We start from the raw sequence: 25,592 nt of genomic DNA on the forward strand, positions 1-25,592 counted from the left end.
CCGCGCTCAGGGGGCCGCTCCGGGGCCGCTCCGGGGATTCTCGTCACTCGTACAGTGCGTCTCCATGGTCAGAGGACGGTAAGAGGCGTCCCTGAGGCGACGCTGAGAGGAGCCTGGGACCGCGATGAGTCCGGGGCACCGGGACGGCGGGACGGCGGGACGGCGGGACGGCGGGGAAGCAACGACGGAGGACCCGCCGCGGCGCGTGCCGCGGCGGGTCCCGGAGGAGCCGGTGGCTCAGAAGGGCTCGAAGCCCTCGAACTCCTCGGTCGCCTCGTCGCGTTCGGCCTGGCGGTCGCGGCGGCGCTGGGCGGCCGGGCGCGGGGCCTCGAAGCGGTGGTCCTCGCCGCGGCGGCCGAGCATCTCGGCGCCGGCCGTGACGGTCGGCTCCCAGTCGAAGACGACCGCGTTGTCCTCGGGGCCGATGGCGACGCCGTCGCCGGAGCGGGCGCCCGCCTTCATCAACTCGTCCTCGACGCCGAGCCGGTTGAGACGGTCGGCGAGGTAGCCGACGGCCTCGTCGTTGCTGAAGTCGGTCTGGCGCACCCAGCGTTCGGGCTTCTCGCCGCGGACGCGGAACACCAGCTCCCCGTCCACCTCCTCGCGCGTGACGGTGAAGCCGGCGTCGTCCACGGCCTTGGGCCGGATGACGATCCGGGTGGCCTCCTCCTTCGGCTTCGCGGCGCGCGCCTTGCCGACGATGTCGGCCAGCGCGAACGACAGCTCCTTGAGCCCCAGGTGCGCCACCGCCGACACCTCGAAGACGCGGTATCCGCGCGCCTCCAGGTCCGGCCGCACCATCTCCGCGAGGTCCTTGCCGTCCGGTACGTCGATCTTGTTCAGGACGACGACGCGCGGGCGGTTGCCGAGCCCGCCGTACTGGCGCAGCTCCTCCTCGATGATGTCGAGGTCGGAGACCGGGTCGCGCTCGGACTCCAGGGTCGCGGTGTCCAGGACGTGCACGAGCACACTGCATCGCTCGACGTGGCGCAGGAACTCCAGGCCGAGGCCCTTGCCCTGGCTGGCGCCGGGGATGAGGCCGGGGACGTCGGCGATGGTGTAGACGGTCGAGCCGGCGGTGACGACGCCGAGGTTCGGCACGAGGGTGGTGAACGGGTAGTCGGCGATCTTCGGCTTGGCCGCGCTGAGCACCGAGATCAGGGACGACTTGCCGGCGCTCGGGTAGCCGACCAGCGCCACGTCGGCGACGGTCTTCAGTTCCAGCACGATGTCGTGCAGGTCGCCGGGCTCGCCGAGCAGCGCGAAGCCGGGCGCCTTGCGGCGGGCCGAGGCCAGGGCCGCGTTGCCGAGACCGCCGCGGCCGCCCTGGGCGGCGACGAAGGAGGTGCCGTGGCCGACGAGGTCGGCGAGGACGTTGCCCGCCCTGTCCATCACGACGGTGCCGTCCGGCACGGGCAGGACCAGGTCCTGGCCGTCCTTGCCGGAGCGGTTGCCGCCCTCGCCGGGCTTGCCGTTGGTGGCCTTGCGGTGCGGGGAGTGGTGGTACTCGAGCAGGGTGGTCACCGACTGGTCCACGGTGAGGATGACATCCCCGCCGCGGCCGCCGTTGCCGCCGTCCGGGCCGCCGAGCGGCTTGAACTTCTCACGGTGGACGGAGGCACAGCCGTGACCTCCGTTACCCGCGGCGACGTGCAGCTCGACGCGGTCCACGAAGGTGGTCATGGTGGGTGCCTCCAGTGATGTACGTGATGTACGGGTGTTACCTGTGCCAACAAGCGAAAGGCGGACCCGCCTTCCCGGAAGGGAAGTGAGGTCCGCCTCGCGAAGCGTTCCCGGAAAGCCTGAGGTCAGGCGACCGGAACGATGTTCACGACCTTGCGGCCACGGAACGTACCGAACTCCACCGCACCGGGCTGGAGCGCGAACAGCGTGTCGTCGCCGCCGCGGCCGACGCCGGAGCCGGGGTGGAAGTGGGTGCCGCGCTGGCGGACCAGGATCTCACCCGCGTTGACGACCTGACCGCCGAAGCGCTTCACGCCGAGCCGCTGGGCATTGGAGTCGCGACCGTTCCGGGTGGACGATGCGCCCTTCTTGTGTGCCATGTCTCCTCAGTCCCTTACTTCGCAGCCGCGGGGATCTCAGTGACCTTGATCGCCGTGTACTGCTGGCGGTGGCCCTGACGACGGCGGTAACCGGTCTTGTTCTTGTAGCGAAGGATGTCGATCTTGACGCCCTTGTGGTGGTCCACGACCTCGGCCTGGACCTTGATGCCGGCCAGCACCCACGGGTCGCTGGTCACAGCGTCGCCGTCGACCACGAGCAGGGTCGAGAGCTCGACCGTGTCGCCAACCTTGGCGGTGGAAATCTTGTCAACCTCAACGATGTCGCCGACAGCAACCTTGTGCTGGCGACCACCGCTGCGCACGATGGCGTACACGCGGGTCTCTCTTTCGCTCGGAGAACGGCACCCCCGCAGGCCAGCCACCCGGGCAGGAAACACGGGCGACCTCTCCCGGCCACCGACAGACCGGCGTCCGGAAGGAAGAGGTTTACGGGGATGTGGCGCGCCACTCGACACGCCGACGGTCAAGGTTACGGGGCCCGGCTTGAGGGGTCAAACCGGGCCCCGATCTTCAGGAGTGCGGCACGCTAGCGGTCGTCATCCAGGCGCCTGGGCTCCGACGTGATGCCGTATCGGCGGGCCACGGCCGCAACCCCTTCAACGGCTTCCTCCAGCGCGACCTCAAGCCTCTTGAGCTCGGGGATACGCCGGTCGATGTCGGGCGCGGCCACCACTGTCTGCCAGACCTCCTTGTAGGTGTCCTCCAGAACCAGCAGCTCCTCGGCGATGTCCGCCCGGTCGGCCAACGAGAGGCCGACCGGCCCCTGCATGCCCATGCTCAGCTGGGCCTGGACGGAGATCAGGTCGCCCACCAGACGCACGTGGGCCACCCCCACCTTCTCGCTCAGAAGGATCTCGGCGAGCACCGCGTTCCAGTGTTCCGTTTCGTCAGTCAATGGAGCCCCTATCCCAATGTCCGTTTGAGAGCGACCATGCCTCGCGCACCTGCCGGTATGTCCACGCCACCCTCTCTCAGGATTGCCACACAGTAGGTGACGCAACTGTTGTGGATGCCGTCGTACCCCCCCATGTCCGCACCCAGAGTCCTGCGCTGCGCCTCCATGGCCGCCCGCGCGTTGGGAAGACGGAACGTCCGCTCGATGACGTTCGGTCCCAGGCGTTCGGCGACCGCACCGGTGGTGGGGTATCCGTTGGGGCTGCCCGTGCCGTCCCAGCCGTTGACGACCTGCTCCGTCTCCAGCGGTTCGGCCCCGTCCATCTCCACCTTGATCGTGGCGTGTTCCATGTCCTCGTCCCAGCGCACCGTGGCCGTTCCCTCATCGCCATCGCCACAGTTGTGCACCAGCAGCGGGGTCTCCCCCGCGTGCACGTAGTAGGTGTGGACGTCCTCGACCGTCAGGTCGTGCGTGCGCTGACGCTCGTCGAAAGCACGGATCGCGGTGAGCTCGACCGCCTCGCCGTTCGCCGTGTGCAGGCGCATGCCGGGCTTCAGGGCTCCGGCCTCGATCCACACCTGCTCCGAGTCCGACCAGAAGGGGTGGGTCGTGGTGGAGACCAGGGTCTCGGACTCGCCCGAGGTCCCCTTGATCGTCAGGTCGACGAAGTGCTTGTCGTCCTCGGTGACGATGGTGCCGACGACCTCACGGACCGTCGTGCCGCCGGTGGCGGGGTCGGTGACGGTGATCTTGTCGCCGAGCCTCACCTTCTCGATCGGCTTGGTCTTGCCGCTCGCGAGCAGCACCTTCGTGCCCGGCAGGAAGCTGTGCTTCCCGCCGACCGGGCAGGAGCCGCCCTCCTCGTTCTTCTTCCGTTTCTTGAGGGCCTCGGCCGCCTTCTTCTTGGCGGCCGCGAGCTTCTCCCCGGCCTTGGCGAGCCCTGCCTGGGCCTTGCCGACGGCCTTGTTGGCCTTCCACAGGTCCTTGGCCCCGCCGATCAGGTCGCCGACCAGGCCGGTGACCCGCTTGGCGAGCTTGATGCCCTTGGCCCATTTCCAGGGCGCGCCGTACTTGGCCAGGATCTTGCCCGCGAGACCGCCCGCGAAGCTGCCGGCGATGTTGAGCAGGGTTTCACCGCAGGCGCCGACGTCACCGCTGGAGATGCAGTCCAGGGCCGCGTCGACACCGAGGATGTCCCGCGCGATCTTGACCAGGGCCTTGCCCGCGGACTTGATGCGCTGCTTGGCCGCGGACTGCTGCCCCTGTGCCTGCGTGACGTTCCAGGACGCCTTGTCCTTCTCCGACTCCGCCTTGTCGACGTCGGTCTTCGGGAAGTACGGCACACCGCCGCGGCACTCGATCAGACCCTCCCGACACTCCGGGATGATCATGCCGCTGGGGTCGGCGTGCGTGACCGGCGAGTTGTTGGCGTACGCGTAGCCGTTGATCTGCTGCGGCTGCGTGTGGTCGATGACGGGGTCGACCGATATGAACTTGCCGATCACCGCGTCGTACTCGCGCGCCCCCAGGTGGGTCAAGCCGGTCGAGGCGTCGATCGTGCCGCCGACGTAGCCCTTCTCTCCGGGCCAGACGCCGGTCTTCTCACCGCGGTCGACGCCGAAGGGGTCGAAGCGGCGCTGGCTGATCGCGCCGGTCGCGGCGTCGATCGCCACCTCACCCGTGCCGTGGTGGTCGGAGGCGATGAAGAACACCTTGCCCGCGGTGCGTACGGCGACCGCCTGGCCGGCGTACTCGTAGTAGCGGGTGGCCTCCTTCTTGGTGCCGTCCGCCGACAGCTTCAGCTCGGTGCCGGGCAGGTAGACCGTCGTCCCCGACGGGTCCTTGCGCACCAGGCGGTTGCCGGAGCCGTCGTAGAGGTAGCTGGTCTTCGAGCCGTTCGCCTCGGTGGCCTCGCTCAGCTTGCCCTGGTCGGTCCAGAGCAGGGACTGCGCGTTGCCGCCGATGGTGCGCTTGATGGTGTTGCCGGAGTCGTCGTACTCGTACGTCGACTGACGGTCGCCGGTCGGCGTGTTCTCGACGATCTTGGTGACCTGGTGCGGACCGTCGCCCAGCGTGCCCGCGGTGCCGTACTCGTAGCTGCGGGTGATGTTCTTCGCGGCGTCGAGCCCGGTGTCGTGGACCGTCTCCGAGACGCGGTTGCCGATGGCGTCGGTCTCGTACGACTTCCAGTACGGGGCCGGACCGCCGAGGGCGCTCGTGCCGGCGGCGGAGTCACAGGCCGTCGGGCCGGATCCCTCCACCGGGACGGAGGAGCCTCGGGTGCCCATGCCGGCCGCGGTCGTCGCGGTGGCGGTCGGCGTCCAGGCGTCCTTCAGCCGCTGGCGGTCGTCGTAGGCGAAGCACTGCATGTCCGGCGAGGCGGAGTTCGCGGTGTCCGCGATGGACAGGACGTTGCCCGCCTGGTCGTACGAGTACCGGGAGTCCTTGGCCGGGGCCGTCGCGCCATAGACGTCGACGATCGAGCGGGTGAGCCGTTCGGTGCCCTTCTCGTAGTTGTAGGTCTGCCAGACCTTCTTGCCGCTGCCGGTGTTCAGCTCCAGCTGCTGGAGGAGGCTCTTGCCGGAGTAGACGGTGTTGGTGACGTACGAAGTGGAGCCCGTCATCGTCTTGGGACGCTGGAGGCTGTCGTACGTGTAGGTCAGTGCCTCGGCCGGCAGGTCGCCGACGGCCGGCATTCCGGTGCCCTGGAGCGTTCCGTCACGGTTGTAGGTGGACGTGTAGACGTAGGTGCCGGCCAGGTCGCCCTGGGAGGCGGGAACCTGGTAGGCGGTCTTCAGCGGGCGGTAGAACTCGTCCATCGACTGGACGGCCGTGGCGAAGTACTCCGTGGGCGAGGTGTAGTTGAGGAAGCCGTAGGCCTGGCCCAGCCAGCCCGCCTTGTCGTACCTGGTCTCGGTGAGCTTGGTACCGGTGTTGACGTCGCCCTGCCAGGTGGTCAGGACGCGGCCGAGACTGTCGTAGACCGTGGAGGTCTTCTTGTTCCGGCCGTCGTACGTGGCGATCGGCCGGTCCAACTCGTCGTACTCCACGCGCGAGGTGCCCGCGTCGGGGTCGATCGACTTGGTCTGCCGACCGAGCTGGTCGTACTCGTACCGCCACACGTTGCCCTTGGCGTCCGTGACGGTCTCCAGCTGACCCGCCGCGGTGTACGTGTACTTCGTCGAGTCGTAGGGCACGCCCGCGGCCGGTGAGGCGCCGCGGTGGTGGCGGATCTCCGAGACGTTGCCCTGGCCGTCGGTGACCGTGGTGGTGGGGACGCCGCCGATCGGCGGGTCGACGCTGGTCAGCTCACCGTTGTAGGTGGTCGTGGTGCGCCACTGTTCGCCCCCGCCGACGGCGAGGATCTGCGCGGTCGGGCGGCCCAGGCCGTCGTACTCCATGAGGCTCTGCTGGCCGACCTCGCCGTTGCTGACGAGCAGCAGCTCGTCCGAGGCTGCGCCCGCCGCGTTGTACGTGGCGTTGGTCTTCCTGACGTTGCCCGTGCCGTCGTACCAGGTGTCGGCGACCATGCGGGTGCCGTCCGGGCCCTCGGTCTGGATCTGACGGGGCCTGAGGAAGGCGTCGTAGAGCTGGTACTCGGCGCCGTAGCTGCCGTCGTTCTCGATCTTCTCGGTCTTGATCGAGGTGACCTTGTCCTTGCGGACGTTGTACGAGTACTTGATGCTCGGCGTCTGCGCCGTCGTGCGGTCCGCCAGCCAGACGGAGGTCAGCCGGCCCATGGCGTCGTACGCGAGGTCCGTCCGCTTGCCGTTCGGGTCGGTCTGGCCCTTGGACATGCCCCAGGCGGGGCTGTAGTCGGTGGTGGTGACGTGACCGGCGGCGTTGGTGACGGTCGTCTTCGTCAGCAGGCCGTTGGTCTCGGTGTAGACGGTCTTCGTCTGCTCCGTCGTCCCCTGCTGCTTGGCGTCCTTCTGGGACAGCGGGCGGCCGAAGTCGTCGTAGGTGGTGGTGCCGGTGACCTGGTACGTCGCCGTGGTGCCGTTGTGCGACGTCATCCGCTCGGTCTTGGTGGCGTCACCCTTGGTGGGTGCCGCTCCGAAGGCGAGGTTGTCGTAGGAGGTGCGCTCGTCGGCCAGGACCTGCGTCTTGCGGTCGGGCGTGGTCGCGCACTTCACGGACACGGACTCGCTGCGTGCGGGCAGCGACAGGATGTTCTTCGCCGTGTTGTCCGCGTACGTGGTGCGGGTGCAGGTGTCGTCCTTGGTGGTGGAGACGTCCCCCTGGTCGTCGACCGCCAGCACCCGGCCGGTGCCGTTGGACGTGTCGTACGTCGTGGTGGACTTCGTCTCCAGCCAGGTGCCGTCGGACCGGAGGTTGAAGCCGCGACCGGTCTGCGAGCGCACGATCACCGCGCGGCTGGTGCCCCAGCTCTGGGTCTGCGTGGCCGTGTAGTGCTTCCACGGGGTCTGGATCGACTTGGAGATCAGCTTGGCGCCGTCGTACGTGGCGACCTCCAGCTGGTGGCCGGTGAACTCCTCGTCGTCGGAGTACGACGCGCCCGTGGAGTCCTTCACGGTCACCGAACGGGCGTTGCCCGCCGCGTCCTTGTCGCCGTCCATGCCCTGCATGAACGTGTAGTCGACGCGCGACTTCTGCACGTCGGCGGTGCCGGAGGTGACCTTGACCTTGCCGTAGCCCTGCCAGCCGCCCCAGGTGAGGTACTTGGCGTCGGTGATGCCGTCCGGCTTCGCCTTCCGCCAGGCCGCGTCGCCCTGGTAGCTGTAACGGGTGACCATGCCGTCGCTGCCGCCGGTGCGGTCGGTCTCGATGACCGCGGAGACGACGTACTTGTGGAACCAGTCGGTGATCGGCTCCAGGTAGCCCGGCGGGGCCCACTTCACGGGGTAGCAGCGCTTGGTGGACTCGCCCGGCGCGGGCAGTGTGGCCTTGGTGCAGTCGGTGGGCGCGTAGTTGACGTCGAGCTGGGCGCCGGTCTCGCTGAGGACCATGGAGAGCCGGAAGCGGTGGAACGGCGCGATGTTGTCGCCGATCGCGTCGACGCGGTTGGCGAGCTGCTCGCCGAACAGGTCGACGGAGGGCAGCTTGATCGCGGTCGTGCCGGCGCGGCCCTCGTGCTCGATCTTCGACAGCCACAGCGTCTTGGAGTCGTCACCGTTGTCGGTGAACAGGTGCGTCAGCGTCCAGGCGTCCACGTCGTCGTAGCTCGTGGCGTCCTTGCGCATCTGGGTGACGACCGAGGTCAGCCGCTTGGTGGTGAAGAAGGTCTGAACCGGCGAGGTGCACTTCGTGCTCGCCTTGCACTCCTGGTCGACCGGGACGTCCGGCCAGTTGGCCGCGTTCGCCTTGGTGCGCTTGCTCTCCGCGCAGTCGAAGTCGGCGGTGGGCAGGCAGCGTTCGGCGGTGTTGAACACGATCCGGGCCGGGGCCTTGGCCGCGTAGACCTGGCCGTCGCGCTGGCCGTAGTCGATGCGCTTCAGCCAGCCGCCGCGGTGGTACGCGGTGCCGTTGACGTCGGTCTTGCCGTTCAGCGCGTAGTAGTTGGTCTCGCGGTCGTAGAAGTAGGACATCACGTTGCCGTGGGTGTCCTTGACGTAGTCCAGGCTCCAGCGCCAGGCCTGCTGGCAGTGCGCGCTGGTGAAGGTGGCGTTGTAGCAGGGCTCGCCGGAGTCGTCGCCGAAGACCGGCGCGGTCCAGGTGGAGTTGGTCTCCTCGTTGCCCGTGGCCCAGCCCGGCAGCCGGTTCTGGCCGAAGTAGTACTCCGTACCGTCCGAGGTGGTGATGCGCCAGTACTCGCCGTCGTTGTCGCCGTTGGTGGCGCCGGTCAGCTTCTCGACCTTGCTGCCGTCGTCGGACGACATGTGCCACTTGCCGGTGGTGTCGTCCTTGACCAGCTCGCCGGCGGAGCCGTTGAGCATGACCGTGGCGTTCTCGAACGCCCAGCACTGCTCACCGGAGTTGTCGTGGCCGTCGTCGGAACACGGCTTGTAGCGGCGCTCGATGTAGCCGGGGTCGTAGGAGAAGCCCTCGCCGATCCACGAGCCCTGGTTGTTGGTGGCCGAGGTGCGGCCGTCGGCCGACTGGGAGGAGTAGCCGAGGCCGACGGTCGGCGTCAGACCGCCCGGGGTCGGCACCGAACGGAAGGGATAGTTCCAGTTGAACGAGCCGGAGGAGGTGGCGACGCTCCAGCTCGACGACGGCGCGAGGGCCGTGGCCTTGTAGGTGCCCTGGGCGCTGGAGGGGCCCGCCGCGACGGCCACGAGGGACGTCGCGGTCCCGGCCATCGTGGACACACCCTCGGCCGGGGCCGGCGCGGCGGTCACGTCGGCGGAGACGGTGCCCGCCTCCACGTCGTTGACCGTGGGCAGCACCCTGGGCTGCTCCGGGCACTCCTTGCTGCCGGGCACGGCGACCGTGGCGCAGGAGGGGAGCTGCACGAGCTGCAGGCGGGAGCCGTAGGAGCCGCCGAAGCCCTCGGCGAACTCCGAGTAGTCGACGGTCAGGCGGACCTTGGCGGCCTTGTCCGCACCGTCGGCGCGTTCGACGCCGAGGAGGACACCGGCGCCGAGCTGCCCGGCCCGCTTCGGGTCGAGGACGTCGACGCGGACCTTGTCCGCTGCCGTCGCCGCCTTGGCCTGCGCCTTCGCCTTGCCGACCTTGACCGGCAGACCGCCGGCCTCGGTCGCGGCGGCCGCGCCGACGGCCATCTCGGCGCCACCCTGCTTCGGCCACACCGCCTTGTCGAGGCCCTTGACCGCGGCCTTGCGCGCCGGGTCGGAGGGACGCTTCTTCGCTTTGGCGTCGGATCCCTCGGCGGGATCGCCGTCGTCCTGGACACCGGGGCGGCTGGTGCGGCCCCGGTCTCCGTCGTCGAGCACCACAGCCTGGACCGACGACGCCGACAGCGCGAGGGAGAGCCCCATCACTGTCGCGACCAGCGTCTGTCTGGGCATGCGGCGGCTCAGTGAGCGGCCACGGAAGAACATCTGCCAACTTCCTGATCGTAGGAACGAGAGAAGGAGAAATGGTGCGCAGGACAGGTGTGCCGGGCCTCGGGGGGCCCGGCACACCTCAGTCGTGACGACGCGTCACATGTCGGTCACGGCCGTCAGCGCGGCCATCTGCTGCACCGCGACCGGGTCGGCCGCGCCGCTGTAGACCCGCACCTCGTCGATCGCACCGGCGAAGTACTCGCTCGCCCCGCGCAGCGAACGGCCCACCTGGAGACCGCCGGTGGCGGACCACAGGGTGTCGTCCGTGCCGTAGGCACCGGCGACGAGCTGACCCTCGACGTACAGGCGGATCGCGTTGGCGAAGGCGTCGTAGACGACCGCCAGGTGCTGGCCGGAGCCGCCGGTGTCGGGGAGTTCCTGGTCGTCGGTGAAGGTGACGACCGAGGGGGCGGCCACGTCGGTCTTCGCCACGGCCAGCTCCCACTGGCCGGTCGCCGCCTGGTAGCGGACCTGCACCCGGTTGGCGTTGGCGCCCGGCAGGGACAGCACCGTCTGCGACTTCTCCGGGTCCAGCGAGGTGAGCTGGGCGCGGGCGGTCACGGTGAAGCTGCTGGTGCCGGTGACCGGGGCGGTGGCGGTGGACGCGTAGTCGCCGTCGCCGTCCAGGACGAGGTTGCCGTCGCCGACCAGGGCGGCGGTGTCGAACAGCGGGTCGGCCGGGCGGTAGATGGAGGCGTTGCCCGCGAGGGTCAGCGCCTGGCCGCCGCCGGTCTCGGCCACCGAGCCGTTGGTGGCCTGGTCCAGCTGCCAGTAGGCCTTGCGCACCGGCATGATCGTCATCAGCTCGGCGACCTGGGCCGCCGGCAGGACACGGTCGAAGACGCGGATCTCGGCGAGGTCACCGGTGAAGTGGTCGCGGTAGCCGCTCTTGGCCGTCGAGCGGCCGATCTGCAGCGGTCCGTACGACTTCCAGGTGGAGCGCCGGGTGGCCGATCCCTTCAGGTCCTTGTTGATGTAGAGCTGGAGCTGCGGGCCGCCGCTCTTCTGCGCGTCGTACACGCCGGTGAGGAGGACCCACTGGTCCTTGACCACGGTGATGCCGGTGGAGACGGCCTTCCACTCGCCGAGCGAGTCCACGTCGTTGACCGGGACGGAGAACTTCCAGGTCTTCGCGGTGGCGTCGTAGCCGAGGGTGAAGCCGGGCTCGCCGGTGCCGTCCTGGCTGACGACCGTCATGTCCTTGTCCAGGGCGGTGGGCCGCACCCAGGCGCTGACGCTGAAGCTCTTGGCGGTGTCCAGCACCGTCTCGCCGGCGTCGAGGTAGGACTCGGCGCCGCCGTCGAAGCGGGCCGCCTTGTCGACCTTGCCGCCGGGGCCGTCCGCACCGAAGGTGACGGCGGTGCCGGCGGTCGCCGAGAACTCGCCGCTCTCGTCGTGCGCCTCGGTGTCACCAGCCTGGTCGGCGAGGTTCCACTGGGCGACGACCGGCTTGCCCTCGCTCACCAGGAAGTCGTACGGCGTGCTGCTGGCGTGCGCCGCCTTGTCGATGGCGACCACCTCCAGCACGTGGCGTCCGGAACGGGTCGGCATCCACTGGAGGGAGACCGCACCGCCCGGCGAGGCCGGGGTGAGGGTGGTCATCGCCGCGCCGTTGAAGGAGTACTGGTACTTGACGACGTCGTTGTCCGGGATGGCGTCGTTCGGGTTCGGCGAGAAGGTGAAGGTGCCGTAGGTGCCCACGCCGTCGTGGTAGACGGTGTCGGACGGGTACTGCTTGGACAGCACGAGCGGCTTGCCGGGCCAGGTCTTGTCGTAGGTGAACTCGCAGCGCTGCGCGGGGTCGCCGTCCGAGCTCCACGGGCCGTACCCGTCACCGTCGTAGGCGCGCGCGCTCCAGTAGATGGGAGTGTTCTGCGGGATCGTCGACTTGACGGTGTGCACGAACTTGGTGCTGGTCGTCGGGGAGAGCCAGTCCGGGGTGGTGTACGTGTAGGAGCCGGGCGTGGTCCCGCCCCACTCCACCTTGAACTGGACCTTCACCTTGTCGGTCTGGCCGTTGCCGTGGTCCGGGTCGCTGGCGATGGCCTGGAGCTTGGGCGGCACGTCGGTGGTGGGACGGCTCGTGCCCCACTTGCACACCCCGCCCGGGTCCGTGGACATGTCCGAGGTCTTGATCTGCCGGGGCAGGTTGTTGTACTTGATCGACAGGTAGGCGTTGCCGCAGATCCGCTTCCACTCCGCGAAACGGGACTCGTCGGCCGCGCGCAGGCCCAGCGTCATCGCGTTCCAGCCGCCCGCGGCGGCCGTCTTGACCTCGGTGGTCAGCTCGCCGGTCGCACCGCTCTCGAAGTGCAGGTTGGCCTGGCTGGAGCAGGAGGTCGGGGAGATCGCCTTGTCGACGGTCTGGAGGTAGTCGTCCCAGTCGTCCGAGGTGTTGGACCAGCTGCTCGACGAGGTGAGGCTGTAGTTGGCACCGCCGATCCGGTAGAGCTGGATGGGCTCGGCGGTCGGGGAGGCGCTGTAGATGTGCTCGACGCGGGCGGAGAAGGTCGCGCCCAGGATCTGCTTCCCCTTGTAGAAGGACAGCGGCATCGTGAACATGACGCGCCGGGAGCCGACCCCGTTGCAGGAGACCGGGTTGTAGTCGGTGGGGCACTTGCCGACGCCCGCGCTGCCCGAGTACTTCCAGTCCTGCTCACTGGGCATCCCGGACATGACGCCGGTCCAGGAGGTGCGCGAGGTGGTGCGCTGGATCGGGTCGATCACCACGGGGAAGACGGTGTCCTCGCCCTTGAGGAGCTTCTGGTCGGGGACCAGGCTCAGCTTGTCCTTGCCGACCTCGACGCCCAGCGGGGCGACGCGGCCACCGCCGCCGGGGCCTTCGAGGGCGGGCTCGGGGGCGGCCTGCGGTCCGGGGGTGGCGGTGGGAGTCGCGGCAGCGGTGGAGGAGGCTGCCGAAGCGGCCGCCGCCGTGCCCGCCGCCGCCGACTTCAGCGCCTTGGCGACCGCCTTGGGGCCCTGCTTCCGGACAGCCGTCTCCTTGACCGCCGCCGAGTCCCACATGGCGGGCTTCCCGGCCTGGAAGACGGTGCCGCCGACGACGGCGTCCTTCGCGAGGATGGCGCCGTCGGCGTCCTCCGCGACCTTCAGGCCGTCGGTGGTCATGCCGAGGTCGAGCCGGGCCAGCCGGGCGTCGGCCGCGGCCTCGGGCGTCTTGACGACGATCAGGTGGCCGAAGCCGTCCGACTCCGCCCGTACCGTCAGGTCGACGCCGGGCAGCACCTCGGCGTAGGTGGCGGTGTCGCCGTCGACGCTGGGCGCGGGCAGCTTGCCGTACGGCCAGGTCAGGGCGAACTCGCGGCCGGCGCGCCGCATCGTGACGAAGGGCTTGCCCGGCTGTCCGGCGGAGAAGGCCAGGTCGACGGTGGCGGCCTTCGGGCCCCAGGTGCCGTCGGCGCGCCTGACGAGCGTCGGGTCGACGGAGACCCACTTGCCGCCCTGGACGGTGCGGACGGGCTCGGTGTACTCGCGGGCGGTGAAGGTGCCGTCGGGCTCGGCGAAGATCTCCCTGCGCTCGGTGCGCATCCCGACGACCTCGGCCCGCTTGCCGCTGTCCTTCGCGGAGGCCATGGCCTGCTGCTCGGTAATCAGCGGCTGGTCGGCCGAGACGGGGGCGGGGCCCCGGTCCGTTCCGCCGCCGTTCGGGAGCGCCGCGGCGCCGGCCACCACGGCGCCGGTGACGGCCGCCGCGACGGCGGCGCGCAGTACGAGGCCGCGCCGTATCGGTCTGGGTCTTGCTGCGGACACGCGTCCACTCTCCCGTCGGTTCATGTCTGTCTGATCAGCGCGGCCGTCAGCCGCATCGCTCGGTCGGGGGGCGGTCACCGGACGGTCGCCCCGAACGCGGTACCGTCCGCGGGGATGCCGCCCTCTCCGGGCTTCCAGGTCTGGGTCGGCGCGCTGCCCGTGGTGGCGTTCCACGGGTAGCCGTGCACGGCGCGTCCGTCGGCGGGGCCGTAGGGGACGCCCACGTACAGCAGCGACGGGCCGGCGCCGACGCTGATGCCCGCGTAGGTGCGGGCCGCCGGTCCCGAGGGGATGCCGGCGCCGGGCTCCAGCCACGCGTCCGAGGCGCCGGGCGCCCCGATCGCCGGCAGGATCTGGACGCCGCCGGCCTCCGGGGCGTCCTCCGTCGACTCCTCACCGGGCACACCCACGGCGAGCCGCATCGTGGCCGCCGTACTCACCACGTTGGTCGTGGTGTTGACCGCGGTGACCCGCTGGCCGAAGAAGTCGCCGGCCTCCGCGTCGCCCTCGACCCCGTCGACGTTCTGGTCGATCCAGTTGAGGAGGGCGACCGTGCCGTCCGCCTTGAGGTGGTAGACGTGCACCGCCCCGGCGTCGACGGTGGTGCCGAGATCCTCGCCGGGGACGCCCACCGCGAGGATCGAGTCGGTGATGGTGGCCGCGCCCGAGGGTCGGTAGGGGGCCATGGCGAGCGCGCTGCCGTAGCGGTCGTCCGTCTGGGCGGCGGCGTCCGGGCCCGGGGTGCGCCCCTGTCCCATGCCGAAGAGCGGTTCGGGGATGCCGTCGGCGTTGATCGACGGCCGGAAGGCCGCGACGCCGCCGGCGAAGGCGACCGTGCCGATGCTCTCGCCGGGGGCGCCGACCACGAAGTGCCGGTCCGTGGCGGTGATCGAGGCACCGAAGCGGTCGTAGGGCTCGGCGTCCTCCCAGACGCCGGTGGTGTTCTGCCCCACGGACGCCGCCTGGTAGTCGGTTCCGTAGACGTAGCCGAACAGGCCGATGTCCGCGCCGGCCGCGCCGTCCTCGCCCGGCACGCCGATGACCAGGAACGGGAAGCCGGTCGGCGAGGTGCCCGCCGCGACCGCGTAACCGAGCCAGTCCTCGGGCTCGGGACCGCCGCCCAGCGGCTGGGTCTCGCCCTGGACGAAGCCCCTGCTGTTGAACTCCGAGCCGACCGCGGTGGTCGAACCGTAGATCACCTGGACGTATCCCGCGTCCTTGACGGTGCCGACGTCCTCGTACGGAATGCCGACCGCCAGGTCGGAGCAGCCGTCCTTGTTGGCGTCGTACACCGCCAGGGAGAAGCCGAAGCGGTCTCCGGCCTCGGGGCCGTCGGCCACGTTGGGCGTGTCCTGGGAGATCTCGACGACCCCCTTGCCGCCGCCGAGCACCACGTGGACCACGCCTGCCTTCGCCTGACCCGCCACGGTGGCATCGGGGTCGGCGATGGCCGTGTCGCGTATGCCGTCGCCGTTGAAGTCGGACTGGACGCCCGCGCAGGTGCCCGCGGCCGCGGCGGGGGTGCCACCGGCAGCGAGCCCCAGGCTCATGAGTGCCACCACCGCCGCGGCGGCGGTGCCCCGCCGGCGGCGGGGGTTCGTTCTCGGCGGATGCGTGCCGTCGGGCAGGGCACGCTGCCGTGTCCCCGCGTGTCTGTCAGTGGACATGGGTGTACTCCCCCATAGCTCTTGTCGTGTCTCCGGAGCTACGTCCGGAGCGTCGTCAGCGGACGGTCGCGCCGAAGGCGACGCCGTCGGCCGGTATCCCGCCTTCGCCGGGCTTGATCGTCACCGTCGGTGCGCCGCCGGAGGCCACGTTCCACGGGAAACCGTGGACCGCGCGGGCCTCGACGGGGCCGTAGGGCATGCCGACGTAGAGCAGCGAGGGGGTCGCCGCCAGGGAGAGTCCGGCGAGCTGACGCGGGGCGGGGATGCCCGGAACGCCGTAGCCGGGGTCGATCCACTGGTCGGAGGCGCCGGGCTCGCCGACCAGCGGGACGATCTGGACGCCGCCCTTCTCCATGTGCTCCTCGGACGACTCCTCGCCCGGTACGCCGATGGCGAGGCGGGTGGTGGTGGCCGTGGAGGTGGCGTTCGGGGAGGTGTTGACGGCGGCGAGCCGCTTGCCGAAGAAGTCGCCGGCCTCGGACTCCTGGTCCACGTCGGCGGTGTTCTGGTCGATCCACATCGTCTCGGAGTAGGCACCGCTCGCCGTCAGACGGAAGACCTGGACCGCGCCCGCGTCGACGGTGGTGGACAGGTCCTCGCCCGGAACACCGACCGCGAGCAGGGACTCGGTGGTGGAGGTGGCACCGGACGCCCGGTAGGGGACCATCGCGAGCGCGGCGCCGAACTGGTCGCCGACCTCCTCGCTCCCGCCGATGGCGTCCTGGTCCTGTCCCAGTCCACCGGTCGGCTTCGGGTAGCCGGAGGTGAGGGTGTGGGTGAACAGGCCCACCCCGCCGGCGAAGGTCACGGTGCCGAGGGCCTCGCCCGGGGTGCCGACCGCGAAGTGCGTCGGGGTCGCGGCCAGGGTGGTTCCGAAACGGTCGTCCTGCTCCGCCGCGCCCGCCACGACGCCACCGGCCTCGGTGTCCTGGTGGGTGAAGGTGACCGTCTGCGCGGTGCCGCTGACGTAGTAGAAGCCGCCGGCGTCCTCGATGGTGCCGATGGACTCGCCCGGGGAGCCGATCAGCAGGTACGGCTGGCCGGCCGAGGTCTTTCCGGCGGCGACCGCGTAACCGACCCAGTCGTCGGCCTCGGCACCGCCGCCGAGCGGCTTGTCGGTGCCCTGGTAGAACTCCTTGACGGCCTTGGTGCCGCCGTTGAGCCCACTGGTGGAGCCGTAGATCACGTGCACGGCACCGGAGTCGGCCGCCGTGCCGATGTCCTCGTACGGCGAGCCGACCGCGAGGTCGCTGCACCCGTCCAGGTCGGCGTCGTAGACGGCCAGCGCGTATCCGTACCGGTCACCGGCCTCGGGTGCGCCGGGCACGTTGTCGGGCGCCTGCGAAAGCGTGAGCGTGCCCTTGCCACCGCCGTAGACGACGTGGACGACCCCCGCTTTCGGCACCCCGTCGACGGTCGCCTCCGGGTCGGCGACCGCCGTGTCCCGGATGCCGTCCCCGTTGAAGTCCGATTCGACCCCGGAGGGGCACGCGACGGCAGCCGCGGCGGGCGTGCCTCCGGTTCCCACCCCGAACGTCAGCAATGCTCCCGCGACCACGGCGACAGAGCTCCGCCGCCACACTTTCCCCACCCTTGACACAGGCGCCCCGTAGATAAAGAGAAACTAAAGAAACGTCAGGGGATCATCACTTCGCGTGAAGCGTTCATGCAACACCTGACTGAACTTTCGCGAACATGACATGAATCACAGGATGCACACACGGGCTCCAGCAGTCACACACGGAGTCGACACAGTCCACCTTCAGGCCGCCCCGGACGGTCGGAACGCAAGTCCGACATCGAGAGATTCAACCAGACATGCATAGGTGACGGAACGTCAAAAACCCCCTACCGCTCGCCCGCTCTTTTGACTACACGCCCGAATTGCCCGCACCGAGAGTGAAGTTGGGCGGGTCCGCACAAGTCCGGCGTCGAAGGCGCACTCCCGCCCCTGGACGCGTTCACGACCAAGACTCCGTCAGCCATCAAGGCACATCGGAGCCACGTGCGGCCAAAAACAGACGTGCAAATTCGGCCCTCATGCGCTTGAGGAGCGCCTTCGGAGGTAGTTTTGCCCGTTTCTCTTTCGCGAACTGGGAACAGTTCTGGATCTCGTTGACGCCATGACAAGGTCTGTTCCCAGCCAAAGCCCACAGTCCGTCACCGCGCTTGCCGACCGGACCTCTCGTCACCACCCGAAGCACTCCCACCGGCCACCCTCCGGCCGGAACGTGTCAGTCAGCGCCTCTCGACCACTCACGGCCGGCAACACCACTCCGACCTGCCCGAGCTAGCCCCGAAGCCCACTCTCGCGTCGGCCACTGGGACTACCCGGGCTCGGGCTATAGCTCCGGCGGCGCACTTCTGGCCGCCCACGTCTGGCACCGCAAGGAACCGGAAAGGCAGTTCACGGCCGAAGGGGGCTTCTGATGGCCATGTCCCCGCCCAACGTCCTCCGTGCGGAGGCGGCACCGGTGCCGGACCTGCTCACGGTGCCCCAGGTGATGGTCCGTATTCAGCTCGGCCGCTCCGCCGTCTACGACCTGCTCCGCACCCGACGCTCGCCTCGCTCACCCTCGGCCGCGCCCGCCGCATCCCCACCCAAGCCCTCACGGACTTCATTCGCACCCGCCTGGAACAGGAAGCCGCCTGATGGCCACGCCCCGCCTCGTCCCGTCGCACCCACTTCCGCGCCAACGGCGACGGGACCGTCTACCAGCGCAAGGACGGCCGTTGGGAAACCGCCGGATACGTGCTGGCCTCCGGCAACATCCGCAAGCGCGTCCGCGTTTACGGCACCACCCGCAAGGAAGCCCTCGCCAAGCTCACCGAGAAGATCGCCGTCAGCAACCGCGGCCTCTCGTCCCATCCGCGCAGGGCAGCGTGGCCGCGTACCTGGCGTACTGGCTGGAGAACGTCGCCCTCCACCACCTCCGCGGAACCACCCACATCCGCTACACCACCTGTGTCAACCACTACCTCGTCCCCGACCTCGGCAAGGAGAAGCTCAACAAGCTCACCGCCAAGGACGTCCGTACCTGGCTCAACCAGCTCCGCACCACCTGCCAGTGCCGCACGCGCGGTATCGATGCCCGGCGCGACCAGCCCCGCTGCTGCGCCGTCGGATCGTGCTGCCAGAAGGTGCTCTCCCCACTGACGCTGGCCTACGTTCATTCCGTGCTCAAGTCCGCCTTGGAGCACGCCGTGCGCGAAGAAAAGTTCCCGCGCAACGTCACTCGCAACGTCCGCACCGGCACGCCCCGGCCCCGATGCTTCGAACCCCTCACCACCGATGAAGCCCGCCAACTCCTCACCGCGCCCCGGGGTCATCGGCTGCACGCGTTGCTCGAACTCGCCCTCCATACCGGACTCCGCAAGGACGAACTCCTCGGCCTACACTGGGAAGACCTCGACCTCGGCGCGGGCACCGCCGCCATCCGCCGCACACTTCAGCGCACCAACCCGGGCAGTCTCACCACACTGCCCACCAAGACGCGGACCTCCGAGCGCCGCATCGCGCTTCCCACCCGCTGCGTCCAGTCGCTGAAGCTCCACCACGAGCAGCAGAAGCGCGAGCGTGAGGCCGCAGGCACCACATGGCAGCACGACGGGCACGTGTTCACCAGCGCGCAAGGCCGACCGATCAACCTGACCAACCTCACCCGCGCCTTCATCACATTCCTCCGCAAGGCCAGCTTCCGCCACATCCGCTTCCACGACCTGCGCCACTCGACCGCCATCCTCCTCCTGGAGCAAGACGTTGAATTCGTCGTGATCAAGGAACTCCTCGGCTACACCCACATCGGCGTCACCGCCGGCGTCTACGCCCACGTACGCATCCGCCTTCAGCGCGAAGCCATCGACCTGCTCGGTCACGCGCTCGACCGCCCCTGACGGCAACGGCGGCGGACACCGCTGTGTCCGCCGCCGTTGCCGTCAGCCCGACCAGAAGCCCCGTCAGACGATGCCCGACGCGGCCAATATTCACTAACGGGAATCAGGCTTCGGCCAGGGATCGAGTCCTGGATCGGAGTACAGGCAGACCAGCGGGCGATTCGCGCAGAATGCCAACTCCAGGGAATCTTCAAAGGTGGACCCGAGCCCCCAAATCCAGCCCATACCAGCAGCAACCACCCTTCCCTCAGCCTCGACGAATACGCTTGAATAACTGAGCCATTCACCGATTGGGAAATAGTCCCCACCAAGAACACTCTCTATCTCTTCCGCTAGACCACGCTGCCCTGATCCAGCGGCGAAGGGGTCGAAATTGTAAGGCTCGTCATTACTGAAGTTCGGGCCGACTCGATTGACCGGCTCGATCGAGAGCCCTCCCACCGCAGCGAGGATTTCTTCAGCCAATGGGTGAGCCCGGTACCCTTCACCCTCCAATGGCTTCACCCATTGACCAGTGTCAACCTTCCTGCCCATGCTCCATCCGGACGCAACAAGCGCCCCAAGCAGATCCTCGCCGAGCGAATCGAAGCGAATCAGGGACATCAGTTGATCTCCAGGTCTTTCAGCAGCCCCTTACAAAGGCCACAAGGATGAGCCGGTTCACCATGCCCAACCGGATTCGATGTCGGCATGGAGTTATTTCGCGACTTTACCGTTCGCATGGTTCCACCCCTGATGGCTTCGGGCCCCTCTGCCGCCTGCGCCTGAATTAGACAGTGCACCTCCGCGCACCCTCCATGGTGACCTGTCCGTTCGATTGCATCCGCCAACGGGCCTTCTGCCTGCTGGCCGTGCTTATTGCGGCCGTAGTACTTCGCACCTGAAGGGGATGTGTACTCGGAGGCAAACTTCACCCCGGGTTCGTTGCGAATACTGTCAGCGTAGTCACCAAGGTTGCAGTTGTGAACGAGTACTGGTGTGGCCCCCGCCAGCACATAATACGTGTGCTACGCGAAGCCTTCGACCTGCTTTTTCGCAGGTCAAGTACGGTTTGCTGGTCCGGTGAGGTGCGTGGGTGTCCGTGGTTGTGCGGGGTTGTTGCCGTCGCTACTGCCGTCAGGCGGTTCAGCCCAAGTACGGCTTCTCGCGCTGTTCCAGGAAGTGCTGGAGCCGGAGCCGTTGGGTGTGGTGCATCGGCAACTGCTCGATCTCTTCGGGCGGCACGAACCGGAGTTCGGTGGACTCGTCGGAGATCTCCAGCTGGCCACTGGTGATGCGGGCGGTGAAGCAGACGTTGAACTGGCGGCGGACCTCGCCGTCGGTGTAGGCGATGATGTGTTTCGGGTCGGTGTAGGTGCCGACCAGGCCGGTGATCTCGACATCGAGGCCAGTCTCTTCCTTGACCTCGCGGACGGCCGTGCCGGGCAGGGAGTCGGTGAGGTCCATGCCTCCGCCGGGCAGGGCCCACAGGTCGTTGTCGCGGCGGCGCTGGAGGAGGATGCGCCCGTGGTCGTCGGTGACGACGGCGGATGCAGCGACGACCATGCTGTTCGGCTTGGGGGCGTTCGGGTCGTCGTAGTACTCGGTGCGGGCCACGGTCAGCCTTCCTCTCGTACGGGGGTTGCCGTCGCCCACACGGCGTCGAAGCTGTCGGCGTAGGTGTCGAACATGCCGCTCTCCTGGTGTCGGCGAAGATGCCATACGGGGGCGGCGTAGGCGTTGACGCCCCAGACGTGTGCGTTGACGAGTTGCTGGTCGTCGGCGCGGTAGAGGGAGTTGTAGAGCGTGGTGCCGTGGGTGCGGACTTCGATGCCTGGGGTGGCGGCGAGTGGCCGGTAGTGCATGAGAGCGAGGCGGCAGCGGGATTCGATGCCGTGGCCGAACCGCTCCTCCTGGCCGCGGGCTTGGACGTTGTCGCTGTCGGGGTCCCCGATCGCGATGCGAACAGTGCAGCCTTCGGTAGCGCGTTCGGTAAGGAGTTCGTTCAGCCGCGGGTACGCCTCGTGAAGGAAGACGGCCGCGTAGACGAGGATGTCGATCCGTTCCCGGGCCTGGGCCATCAGGTCGGTGAACGCCGAGACGGGGATGTCGGCCCGCTGTTCGTAGAGCGCCACCAGTTCGGGGCTGATGGCGCGGGCGGGGCGGGCCTGGCGGAGCGCCGGCCAGAGTGCGTGCACATCTTCTCCCAGGGCCTTGGCCGCCAGCAGGGCGGTGGCACGACGTGGGATACGCCCGAGGTTCACCCAGCGCTCGACCGACTTGGGGTCGACCTCGACCTGCTGAGCGAGTGCGGCGTACGTCCAGCCTCCCGCCGCCATGACGGCTCGCAGTCTCTCGTTCGGCACGAGTCTCCCCCTTCGTCTCAGGACGGCACCAGGGACGTTCTACACGGTGCGGGACGTCCCGGAGTGGGGTTTGGCGGAGGTTCCTCCGTCCCGGTGACCGGCGTGAGGATCGGTGCCGACCCTGCGGCACCGACGGGCCCAGGGGCACGCATCAACGCCGCCGAGGAGCGTCACCGTGCGAAAGAGCACCACCCCATGTGTTCCCGCCCTGCGACTGGACGCCCGGTCGCGCACCGTCTCGCCGGGGTGGTCACGATGACGGCCCCTACCCCTGATACCGGCGGGCCCACCGTCTCGCCCGATGTCGGCGCCCTGGTGGTCGACCGACGGAACGGCAAGGTGGGCGTGGTGATGGGGCATGTGGGGCCGTACGTGCAGCTTCGGCCACCGCGCGGTGGCCGGGAGTGGGACGTGCCTCCCAAGGACGTACGTGCGCCCACTCCGACGGAGGAGTTGAGCGCCAAGGTGGCTGTGGCCAACCGGAGGTGGGGACGGTGACCCCTCGCTCGGTCCTGCGCTACGAGACCTGGACGCTTCAGCCCGACCGCGAGCCGGACGCGGAACCGGTCCGGTACGCGATGCAATGCGCCGTGGACGGAGAGACGTCACCGACGAGCGAGGACTTCGCCGAACCGCAGAACTGGGTGCTGCGGCACTGCGGCCAGAACCCGTCCCACCACACCTATCGGGAGATCATCACCCGCCCCTGGCGAACCTGGCGCCAGACGTGACCCACCCCGCTCGCCCAGGCGCCGCACCGCGCTGACCCACCCGACTCCCGTCCCTGCCGGGCGTAGCCGATCGAGGCTCCCCCGCACTCGTCAGCCCCGGCGGGGCCGGGCCCTCACGTGCATGCCGTGCCCATGACTGTGGGGGTTCGAGTTCTGGCCTATGCCCCAGAAAGTCAGCCACGACGTCGGGCGCGCCGACCGACCACCCGCCACGTGTGTCTCGCTCAACCCCGCACCGACATCAGCCCAGTTATCTCCATCGTCACGGTTCCAGCCAGGCAGCAAGCATGGGCGTCCGGGACGGCGCGAGCCCGCCGGGCGGCCTCTCAGGTGCCCGGCCAGTCTGCTGCTGAGCGGTCGGACCGGGCTTCCGATTGGTAATCCGGCCTACGTTCCCGGGCTCTGCGCGCCGAGTGGTCGGCGGCCGTCGCCAGCGGGGCGGCAGACAGGAGCGGGCGGCGGTCACCGACCGCCGGCGCGCGGCGGCCCGCGTCAGCGGGGCGCCCTTGATCGGGGCACCGCTGCCGTCCGCCGCACATTGCAGCGCACCAGCACCGGCGGACTCACCACGTTGCCCACCAAGACTCGTGCCTCCGAACGCCGCATCGCCCTCCCCACCCGCTGCCGCCACTCGCTGAAGCACCACCACGAGCAGCAGCAGCGCGAACGGCACGCGGCAGGAACTGAGTGGCAGCACAACGGGTACGTGTTCACCACGCCACAGGGCAGGCCGATCGACCCGACCAACCTCACCCGCGCCTTCACCACGCTCCTCCGCAAGGCCGGCCTCCGTCGCATCCGCTTCCACGACCTCCGCCATTCGACCGCGACCCTGCTTCTGGAGCAGGGCGTCGAACTCGTCGTGATCAAGGAACTCCTCGGCCACGCCCACATCGGCGTCACCGCCACCGTCTATGCCCACGTGAGGCTCCGCCTCCAGCGAGACGCTATCGACGCCCTCTGTAGCGCGCTCGACGGCCCGACGAACACCGGGACAGGCAACGCCGACGGCGACGAACCGCCGCCCTGCGCCGCCCCCGTCCGCTGACGTTGCCGTCAACTACTGCCGTCACCCCACGCAGAAGCCCCGCCAGGACTCGCCTGACGGGGCTCCAACTTTGCTACCGGTAACCAGTGAGACGGTTGCGGGATCGAGCGCAGAGGTTACGCCTCACTTCCCGCTGATCAGTCTTCATCGAGAAGACCAATGGCTTCCGGAAGCCCCAGAATTACCCTCCTGCGCTCCGGGTTCTCGTCCAGTTCGGCGCACTCAAGAACCAGGGAAGTAATTTCCCGTCGCCCCTCTTCCGAGAGATCGCGAAACAGGGCGGCAGCAGGTTCGAGAATGTCCGTCGCGATATCTGGATCAATATCTTCATCGTCCGTCAAGTCGATCGAGACGACGAGGCTTACGAATGCGCGAACCAGGACCTTGTTGACATCCATCAGGGCACGACCCTCACTCGAATGTTGGTGATCAGGAGGCCGCCGAGGACTTTTCGAGCCCGCGCGGCCTCAGCCGCAGTGGGGACTTCCCACCGGCCACTGTAACCGTTCTGCTCAAGCGCCAGAGATTGATTCATGGCTTGTCGGTAGATCTTGTTGAAGGTTGTGACGCTCACCTTTCGGTCGATCATCACGCCGTTGGCCGCATCAAACCCATCGAATTTGATCTGCGACAGGCGATTCCCGCCAGCCTTGTAGTACTGCAACGCCGGAGCCACGCCAGCCCTGGAACCCGCCGCCCCAGCATCATAAGCTCGCGCGGCGGAACTCATATTTGCGTTCTCGTTGACCCAATCGACGCTGCCATCACAGTTGTGAACGAGGACTGGAGTCCCACCCGCCAGCACATAGTACGTGTGCAGGTCACTGACGGTGAGATTGTGAACAGTGGATTGCTGAGTCCAGCGCTGGACCGCGCTGATCTGGACAAGGGTGCCGGCCGAAGTGCGGAGCCACTGCCCCGGCTCGAGGTCGGTGGCGTCGAGCCACTCCCGCAGCTCGGGGACCCAGAACGGGTGGCCGTCGGTCGCCGTCACGGACGCGGTCTTGGTGCCCTTGTCGCCGTCGGTGTCGAGGGTGACCTTGACCAGGTGCTTCGTTCCCGAGCCGTTGATCTCCGCCGTTACCGTCTGGACCTTGGTCTTGCCGGTCTCAGGGTCGGTCGCGAGCACCTTGTCACCGATGTCGATGTCCTCGATGGATTTCTGACTCCCGTCAGCCATCAGGACCTTTGTCTCCGGAACGAAACTGTTGCAGGACTCTGCGGCTGCTTCCGCGGCTGCCTCGGCCTTCTTCGCCCGCTTCTCGAGCTTGAACCAGTCACCCGCGCCCTTGACGAGTTTCGCCACCAAGCCCCAGATCCGCTTGGCGAGGGCGACCGCCTTGTTCCACCTCCATGGCGCCCCGTACTTCGTCGCCAGTTTGCCGACCAGACCACCGGCGAAGCTCGTCGCCACGTTGATCAGCGTGGCTCCGCACGCTCCCAGGTTGCCCGTGGTGAAGCAGTCCAACGCGTCGGTGATACCGAGCTCGTCCATCGCGATCTTGGCGAGCTCCTTGCCGGCGTCCATGACGCGCTTCTTGGCGGCGTTCGCCTTCCTGCGTTCCCCGTCCGCCTTGTACTCGGCAGTGGTCTGACCGTTGGTGGGGTAGAGGACGTTCCCACTCGTGTCGTAGCAGGCCTGGGTCGTGCAACCGGGACCGTTGTCCGGAGTCCACGCCGTGTCGGGGTTGTCCACGCTGCAGCCGTCGCAGAACAGGCCGCTCGCATCGCTGCTCGTCACGGGGTTGCTGTTGGCGTAGACGTACCCGTTCATCTGCTGCGGGTCGCTGTAGTCGATGATCGGGTCGACCGAGATGAAGCGGCCGATGGAGCGGTCGTACTCCCGGGCCCCGACGTTCACCAGCCCTGTCGACTCGTCGACCGTTTTGCCCAGGAACCCCTTGTCGTTGACCCAGGCCGTGCTGCTGTTACCGCGCTCACTGCCGTACGGGTCCATACGGCGGCGGGTGAGCGCCTCGACCGCCCCCTTCGACCGGCGTGCCATCGTCAACGGCCGGCCCATGATCCACATCACCGCGGGCGGGCTGACCGGCTACTGGGCGCCGGCGGGACCGGTCCTCACCGACGGACACTGAGGCCCGGCGTCCGGACCGGACCGGGCCGGTCCGGACGCCGGGCCCTGCCCCGCACCCCCGGCACCGGCCGCGTATGCTCACCGGGCGTAACAG

Annotated in this window: 15 protein-coding genes and 4 pseudogenes; 6 read left to right on the forward strand and 13 right to left on the reverse strand. The window is 68.8% G+C overall.

Translation table 11 applies throughout. The features are described 5' to 3' along the window. Window positions 1-237: 237 nt before the first annotated feature. From obgE to ACH4N1_RS02650, 8 genes are all read right to left on the reverse strand, one after another. Window positions 238-1,683 (reverse strand): GTPase ObgE, encoded by a 1,446-nt coding sequence (gene obgE / locus ACH4N1_RS02615; protein ID WP_398093967.1) that lies wholly within the window; start codon window positions 1,681-1,683, stop codon window positions 238-240. 125 nt (window positions 1,684-1,808) lie between these two features. Beyond that, window positions 1,809-2,063 carry a 50S ribosomal protein L27 gene (gene rpmA, locus ACH4N1_RS02620; protein WP_040253648.1) on the reverse strand — a complete coding sequence of 85 codons (255 nt, stop codon included), beginning with the start codon at window positions 2,061-2,063 and terminating at the stop codon, window positions 1,809-1,811. A 14-nt stretch (window positions 2,064-2,077) separates the two neighbouring features. After that, the gene (rplU, locus tag ACH4N1_RS02625; protein WP_007381993.1) at window positions 2,078-2,398 is read right to left on the reverse strand and encodes a 50S ribosomal protein L21; all 321 of its coding nucleotides are present in this window, start codon (window positions 2,396-2,398) and stop codon (window positions 2,078-2,080) included. 212 nt (window positions 2,399-2,610) lie between these two features. After that, window positions 2,611-2,979 carry a hypothetical protein gene (locus ACH4N1_RS02630; RefSeq protein ID WP_398093969.1) on the reverse strand — a complete coding sequence of 123 codons (369 nt, stop codon included), beginning with the start codon at window positions 2,977-2,979 and terminating at the stop codon, window positions 2,611-2,613. An 8-nt stretch (window positions 2,980-2,987) separates the two neighbouring features. After that, the gene (locus ACH4N1_RS02635; protein ID WP_398093970.1) at window positions 2,988-9,911 is read right to left on the reverse strand and encodes a polymorphic toxin-type HINT domain-containing protein; all 6,924 of its coding nucleotides are present in this window, start codon (window positions 9,909-9,911) and stop codon (window positions 2,988-2,990) included. 135 nt (window positions 9,912-10,046) lie between these two features. Further along, window positions 10,047-13,718, reverse strand: coding sequence for a LamG domain-containing protein (locus ACH4N1_RS02640; RefSeq protein WP_398093972.1), 3,672 nt, complete (start codon window positions 13,716-13,718; stop codon window positions 10,047-10,049). A 74-nt stretch (window positions 13,719-13,792) separates the two neighbouring features. Further along, complete coding sequence (locus tag ACH4N1_RS02645) at window positions 13,793-15,385, reverse strand: VCBS repeat-containing protein (RefSeq protein ID WP_398093974.1); 1,593 nt, start codon at window positions 15,383-15,385, stop codon at window positions 13,793-13,795. 55 nt (window positions 15,386-15,440) lie between these two features. Continuing rightward, complete coding sequence (locus ACH4N1_RS02650; RefSeq protein WP_398093976.1) at window positions 15,441-16,943, reverse strand: integrin alpha; 1,503 nt, start codon at window positions 16,941-16,943, stop codon at window positions 15,441-15,443. A gap of 871 nt (window positions 16,944-17,814) precedes the next feature. Between ACH4N1_RS02650 and ACH4N1_RS02655 the strand changes: the two are divergent. Both ACH4N1_RS02655 and ACH4N1_RS02660 read left to right on the forward strand, forming a co-directional pair. Next, window positions 17,815-18,038 (forward strand): annotated as a pseudogene (locus ACH4N1_RS02655) (helix-turn-helix domain-containing protein). Continuing rightward, window positions 18,038-19,279 (forward strand): annotated as a pseudogene (locus tag ACH4N1_RS02660) (tyrosine-type recombinase/integrase). Before ACH4N1_RS02655 ends, ACH4N1_RS02660 begins: the two co-directional pseudogenes overlap by 1 nt. Window positions 19,280-19,372: 93 nt before the next feature. Here the strand turns inward: ACH4N1_RS02660 and ACH4N1_RS02665 are convergent. The 3 genes from ACH4N1_RS02665 to ACH4N1_RS02675 form a co-directional block, all read right to left on the reverse strand. Beyond that, window positions 19,373-19,882, reverse strand: a complete 510-nt coding sequence (locus ACH4N1_RS02665; RefSeq protein WP_398093978.1) for an SUKH-3 domain-containing protein — start codon at window positions 19,880-19,882, stop codon at window positions 19,373-19,375. Between the two features lie 522 nt (window positions 19,883-20,404). Further along, a complete protein-coding gene (locus ACH4N1_RS02670; protein WP_125620739.1) occupies window positions 20,405-20,875 on the reverse strand; it encodes an NUDIX domain-containing protein in 471 nt (156 codons plus the stop codon). A gap of 2 nt (window positions 20,876-20,877) precedes the next feature. Continuing rightward, the gene (locus ACH4N1_RS02675; protein WP_398094391.1) at window positions 20,878-21,597 is read right to left on the reverse strand and encodes an XRE family transcriptional regulator; all 720 of its coding nucleotides are present in this window, start codon (window positions 21,595-21,597) and stop codon (window positions 20,878-20,880) included. A 273-nt stretch (window positions 21,598-21,870) separates the two neighbouring features. Between ACH4N1_RS02675 and ACH4N1_RS02680 the strand changes: the two genes are divergently transcribed. From ACH4N1_RS02680 to ACH4N1_RS02690, 3 genes and pseudogenes are all read left to right on the forward strand, one after another. Continuing rightward, window positions 21,871-22,122, forward strand: a complete 252-nt coding sequence (locus tag ACH4N1_RS02680) for a hypothetical protein (protein ID WP_398093979.1) — start codon at window positions 21,871-21,873, stop codon at window positions 22,120-22,122. Further along, window positions 22,110-22,355, forward strand: a complete 246-nt coding sequence (locus ACH4N1_RS02685; protein WP_398093981.1) for a hypothetical protein — start codon at window positions 22,110-22,112, stop codon at window positions 22,353-22,355. The genes ACH4N1_RS02680 and ACH4N1_RS02685 overlap by 13 nt, the downstream gene beginning before the upstream one ends. A 505-nt stretch (window positions 22,356-22,860) precedes the next feature. Continuing rightward, window positions 22,861-23,403: pseudogene (locus tag ACH4N1_RS02690) on the forward strand (tyrosine-type recombinase/integrase); the annotation flags it as partial. A 137-nt stretch (window positions 23,404-23,540) separates the two neighbouring features. Here ACH4N1_RS02690 and ACH4N1_RS02695 read toward each other — a convergent pair. Beyond that, window positions 23,541-23,801: a hypothetical protein gene (locus ACH4N1_RS02695; RefSeq protein ID WP_398093982.1), complete on the reverse strand. Its 261-nt coding sequence runs from the start codon at window positions 23,799-23,801 to the stop codon at window positions 23,541-23,543. Between the two features lie 365 nt (window positions 23,802-24,166). After that, a pseudogene (locus ACH4N1_RS02700) lies at window positions 24,167-25,372 on the reverse strand (polymorphic toxin-type HINT domain-containing protein); the annotation flags it as partial. On the opposite strand from ACH4N1_RS02700, the gene ACH4N1_RS02705 reads away from it, so the two are divergent. Beyond that, window positions 25,371-25,499: a hypothetical protein gene (locus tag ACH4N1_RS02705; RefSeq protein WP_398094409.1), complete on the forward strand. Its 129-nt coding sequence runs from the start codon at window positions 25,371-25,373 to the stop codon at window positions 25,497-25,499. The pseudogene ACH4N1_RS02700 and the gene ACH4N1_RS02705 overlap by 2 nt on opposite strands. Window positions 25,500-25,592 lie beyond the last annotated feature (93 nt).

Origin of the sequence: Streptomyces sp. NPDC017202, assembly GCF_044331705.1 — a bacterium.
Lineage (GTDB): Bacteria > Actinomycetota > Actinomycetes > Streptomycetales > Streptomycetaceae > Streptomyces.

What these genes read in the sequence shown, in the direction of transcription:
- ACH4N1_RS02635 (WP_398093970.1), bottom strand. Translation starts at nt 9,911, where the DNA reads ATGCCCAGACAGACGCTGGTCGCGACAGTGATGGGGCTCTCCCTCGCG.
- ACH4N1_RS02675 (WP_398094391.1), bottom strand. Translation starts at nt 21,597, where the DNA reads ATGGCGGCGGGAGGCTGGACGTACGCCGCACTCGCTCAGCAGGTCGAG.
- ACH4N1_RS02665 (WP_398093978.1), bottom strand. Translation starts at nt 19,882, where the DNA reads ATGTCCCTGATTCGCTTCGATTCGCTCGGCGAGGATCTGCTTGGGGCG.
- rpmA (WP_040253648.1), bottom strand. Translation starts at nt 2,063, where the DNA reads ATGGCACACAAGAAGGGCGCATCGTCCACCCGGAACGGTCGCGACTCC.
- ACH4N1_RS02645 (WP_398093974.1), bottom strand. Translation starts at nt 15,385, where the DNA reads ATGTCCACTGACAGACACGCGGGGACACGGCAGCGTGCCCTGCCCGAC.
- ACH4N1_RS02695 (WP_398093982.1), bottom strand. Translation starts at nt 23,801, where the DNA reads ATGGATGTCAACAAGGTCCTGGTTCGCGCATTCGTAAGCCTCGTCGTC.
- obgE (WP_398093967.1), bottom strand. Translation starts at nt 1,683, where the DNA reads ATGACCACCTTCGTGGACCGCGTCGAGCTGCACGTCGCCGCGGGTAAC.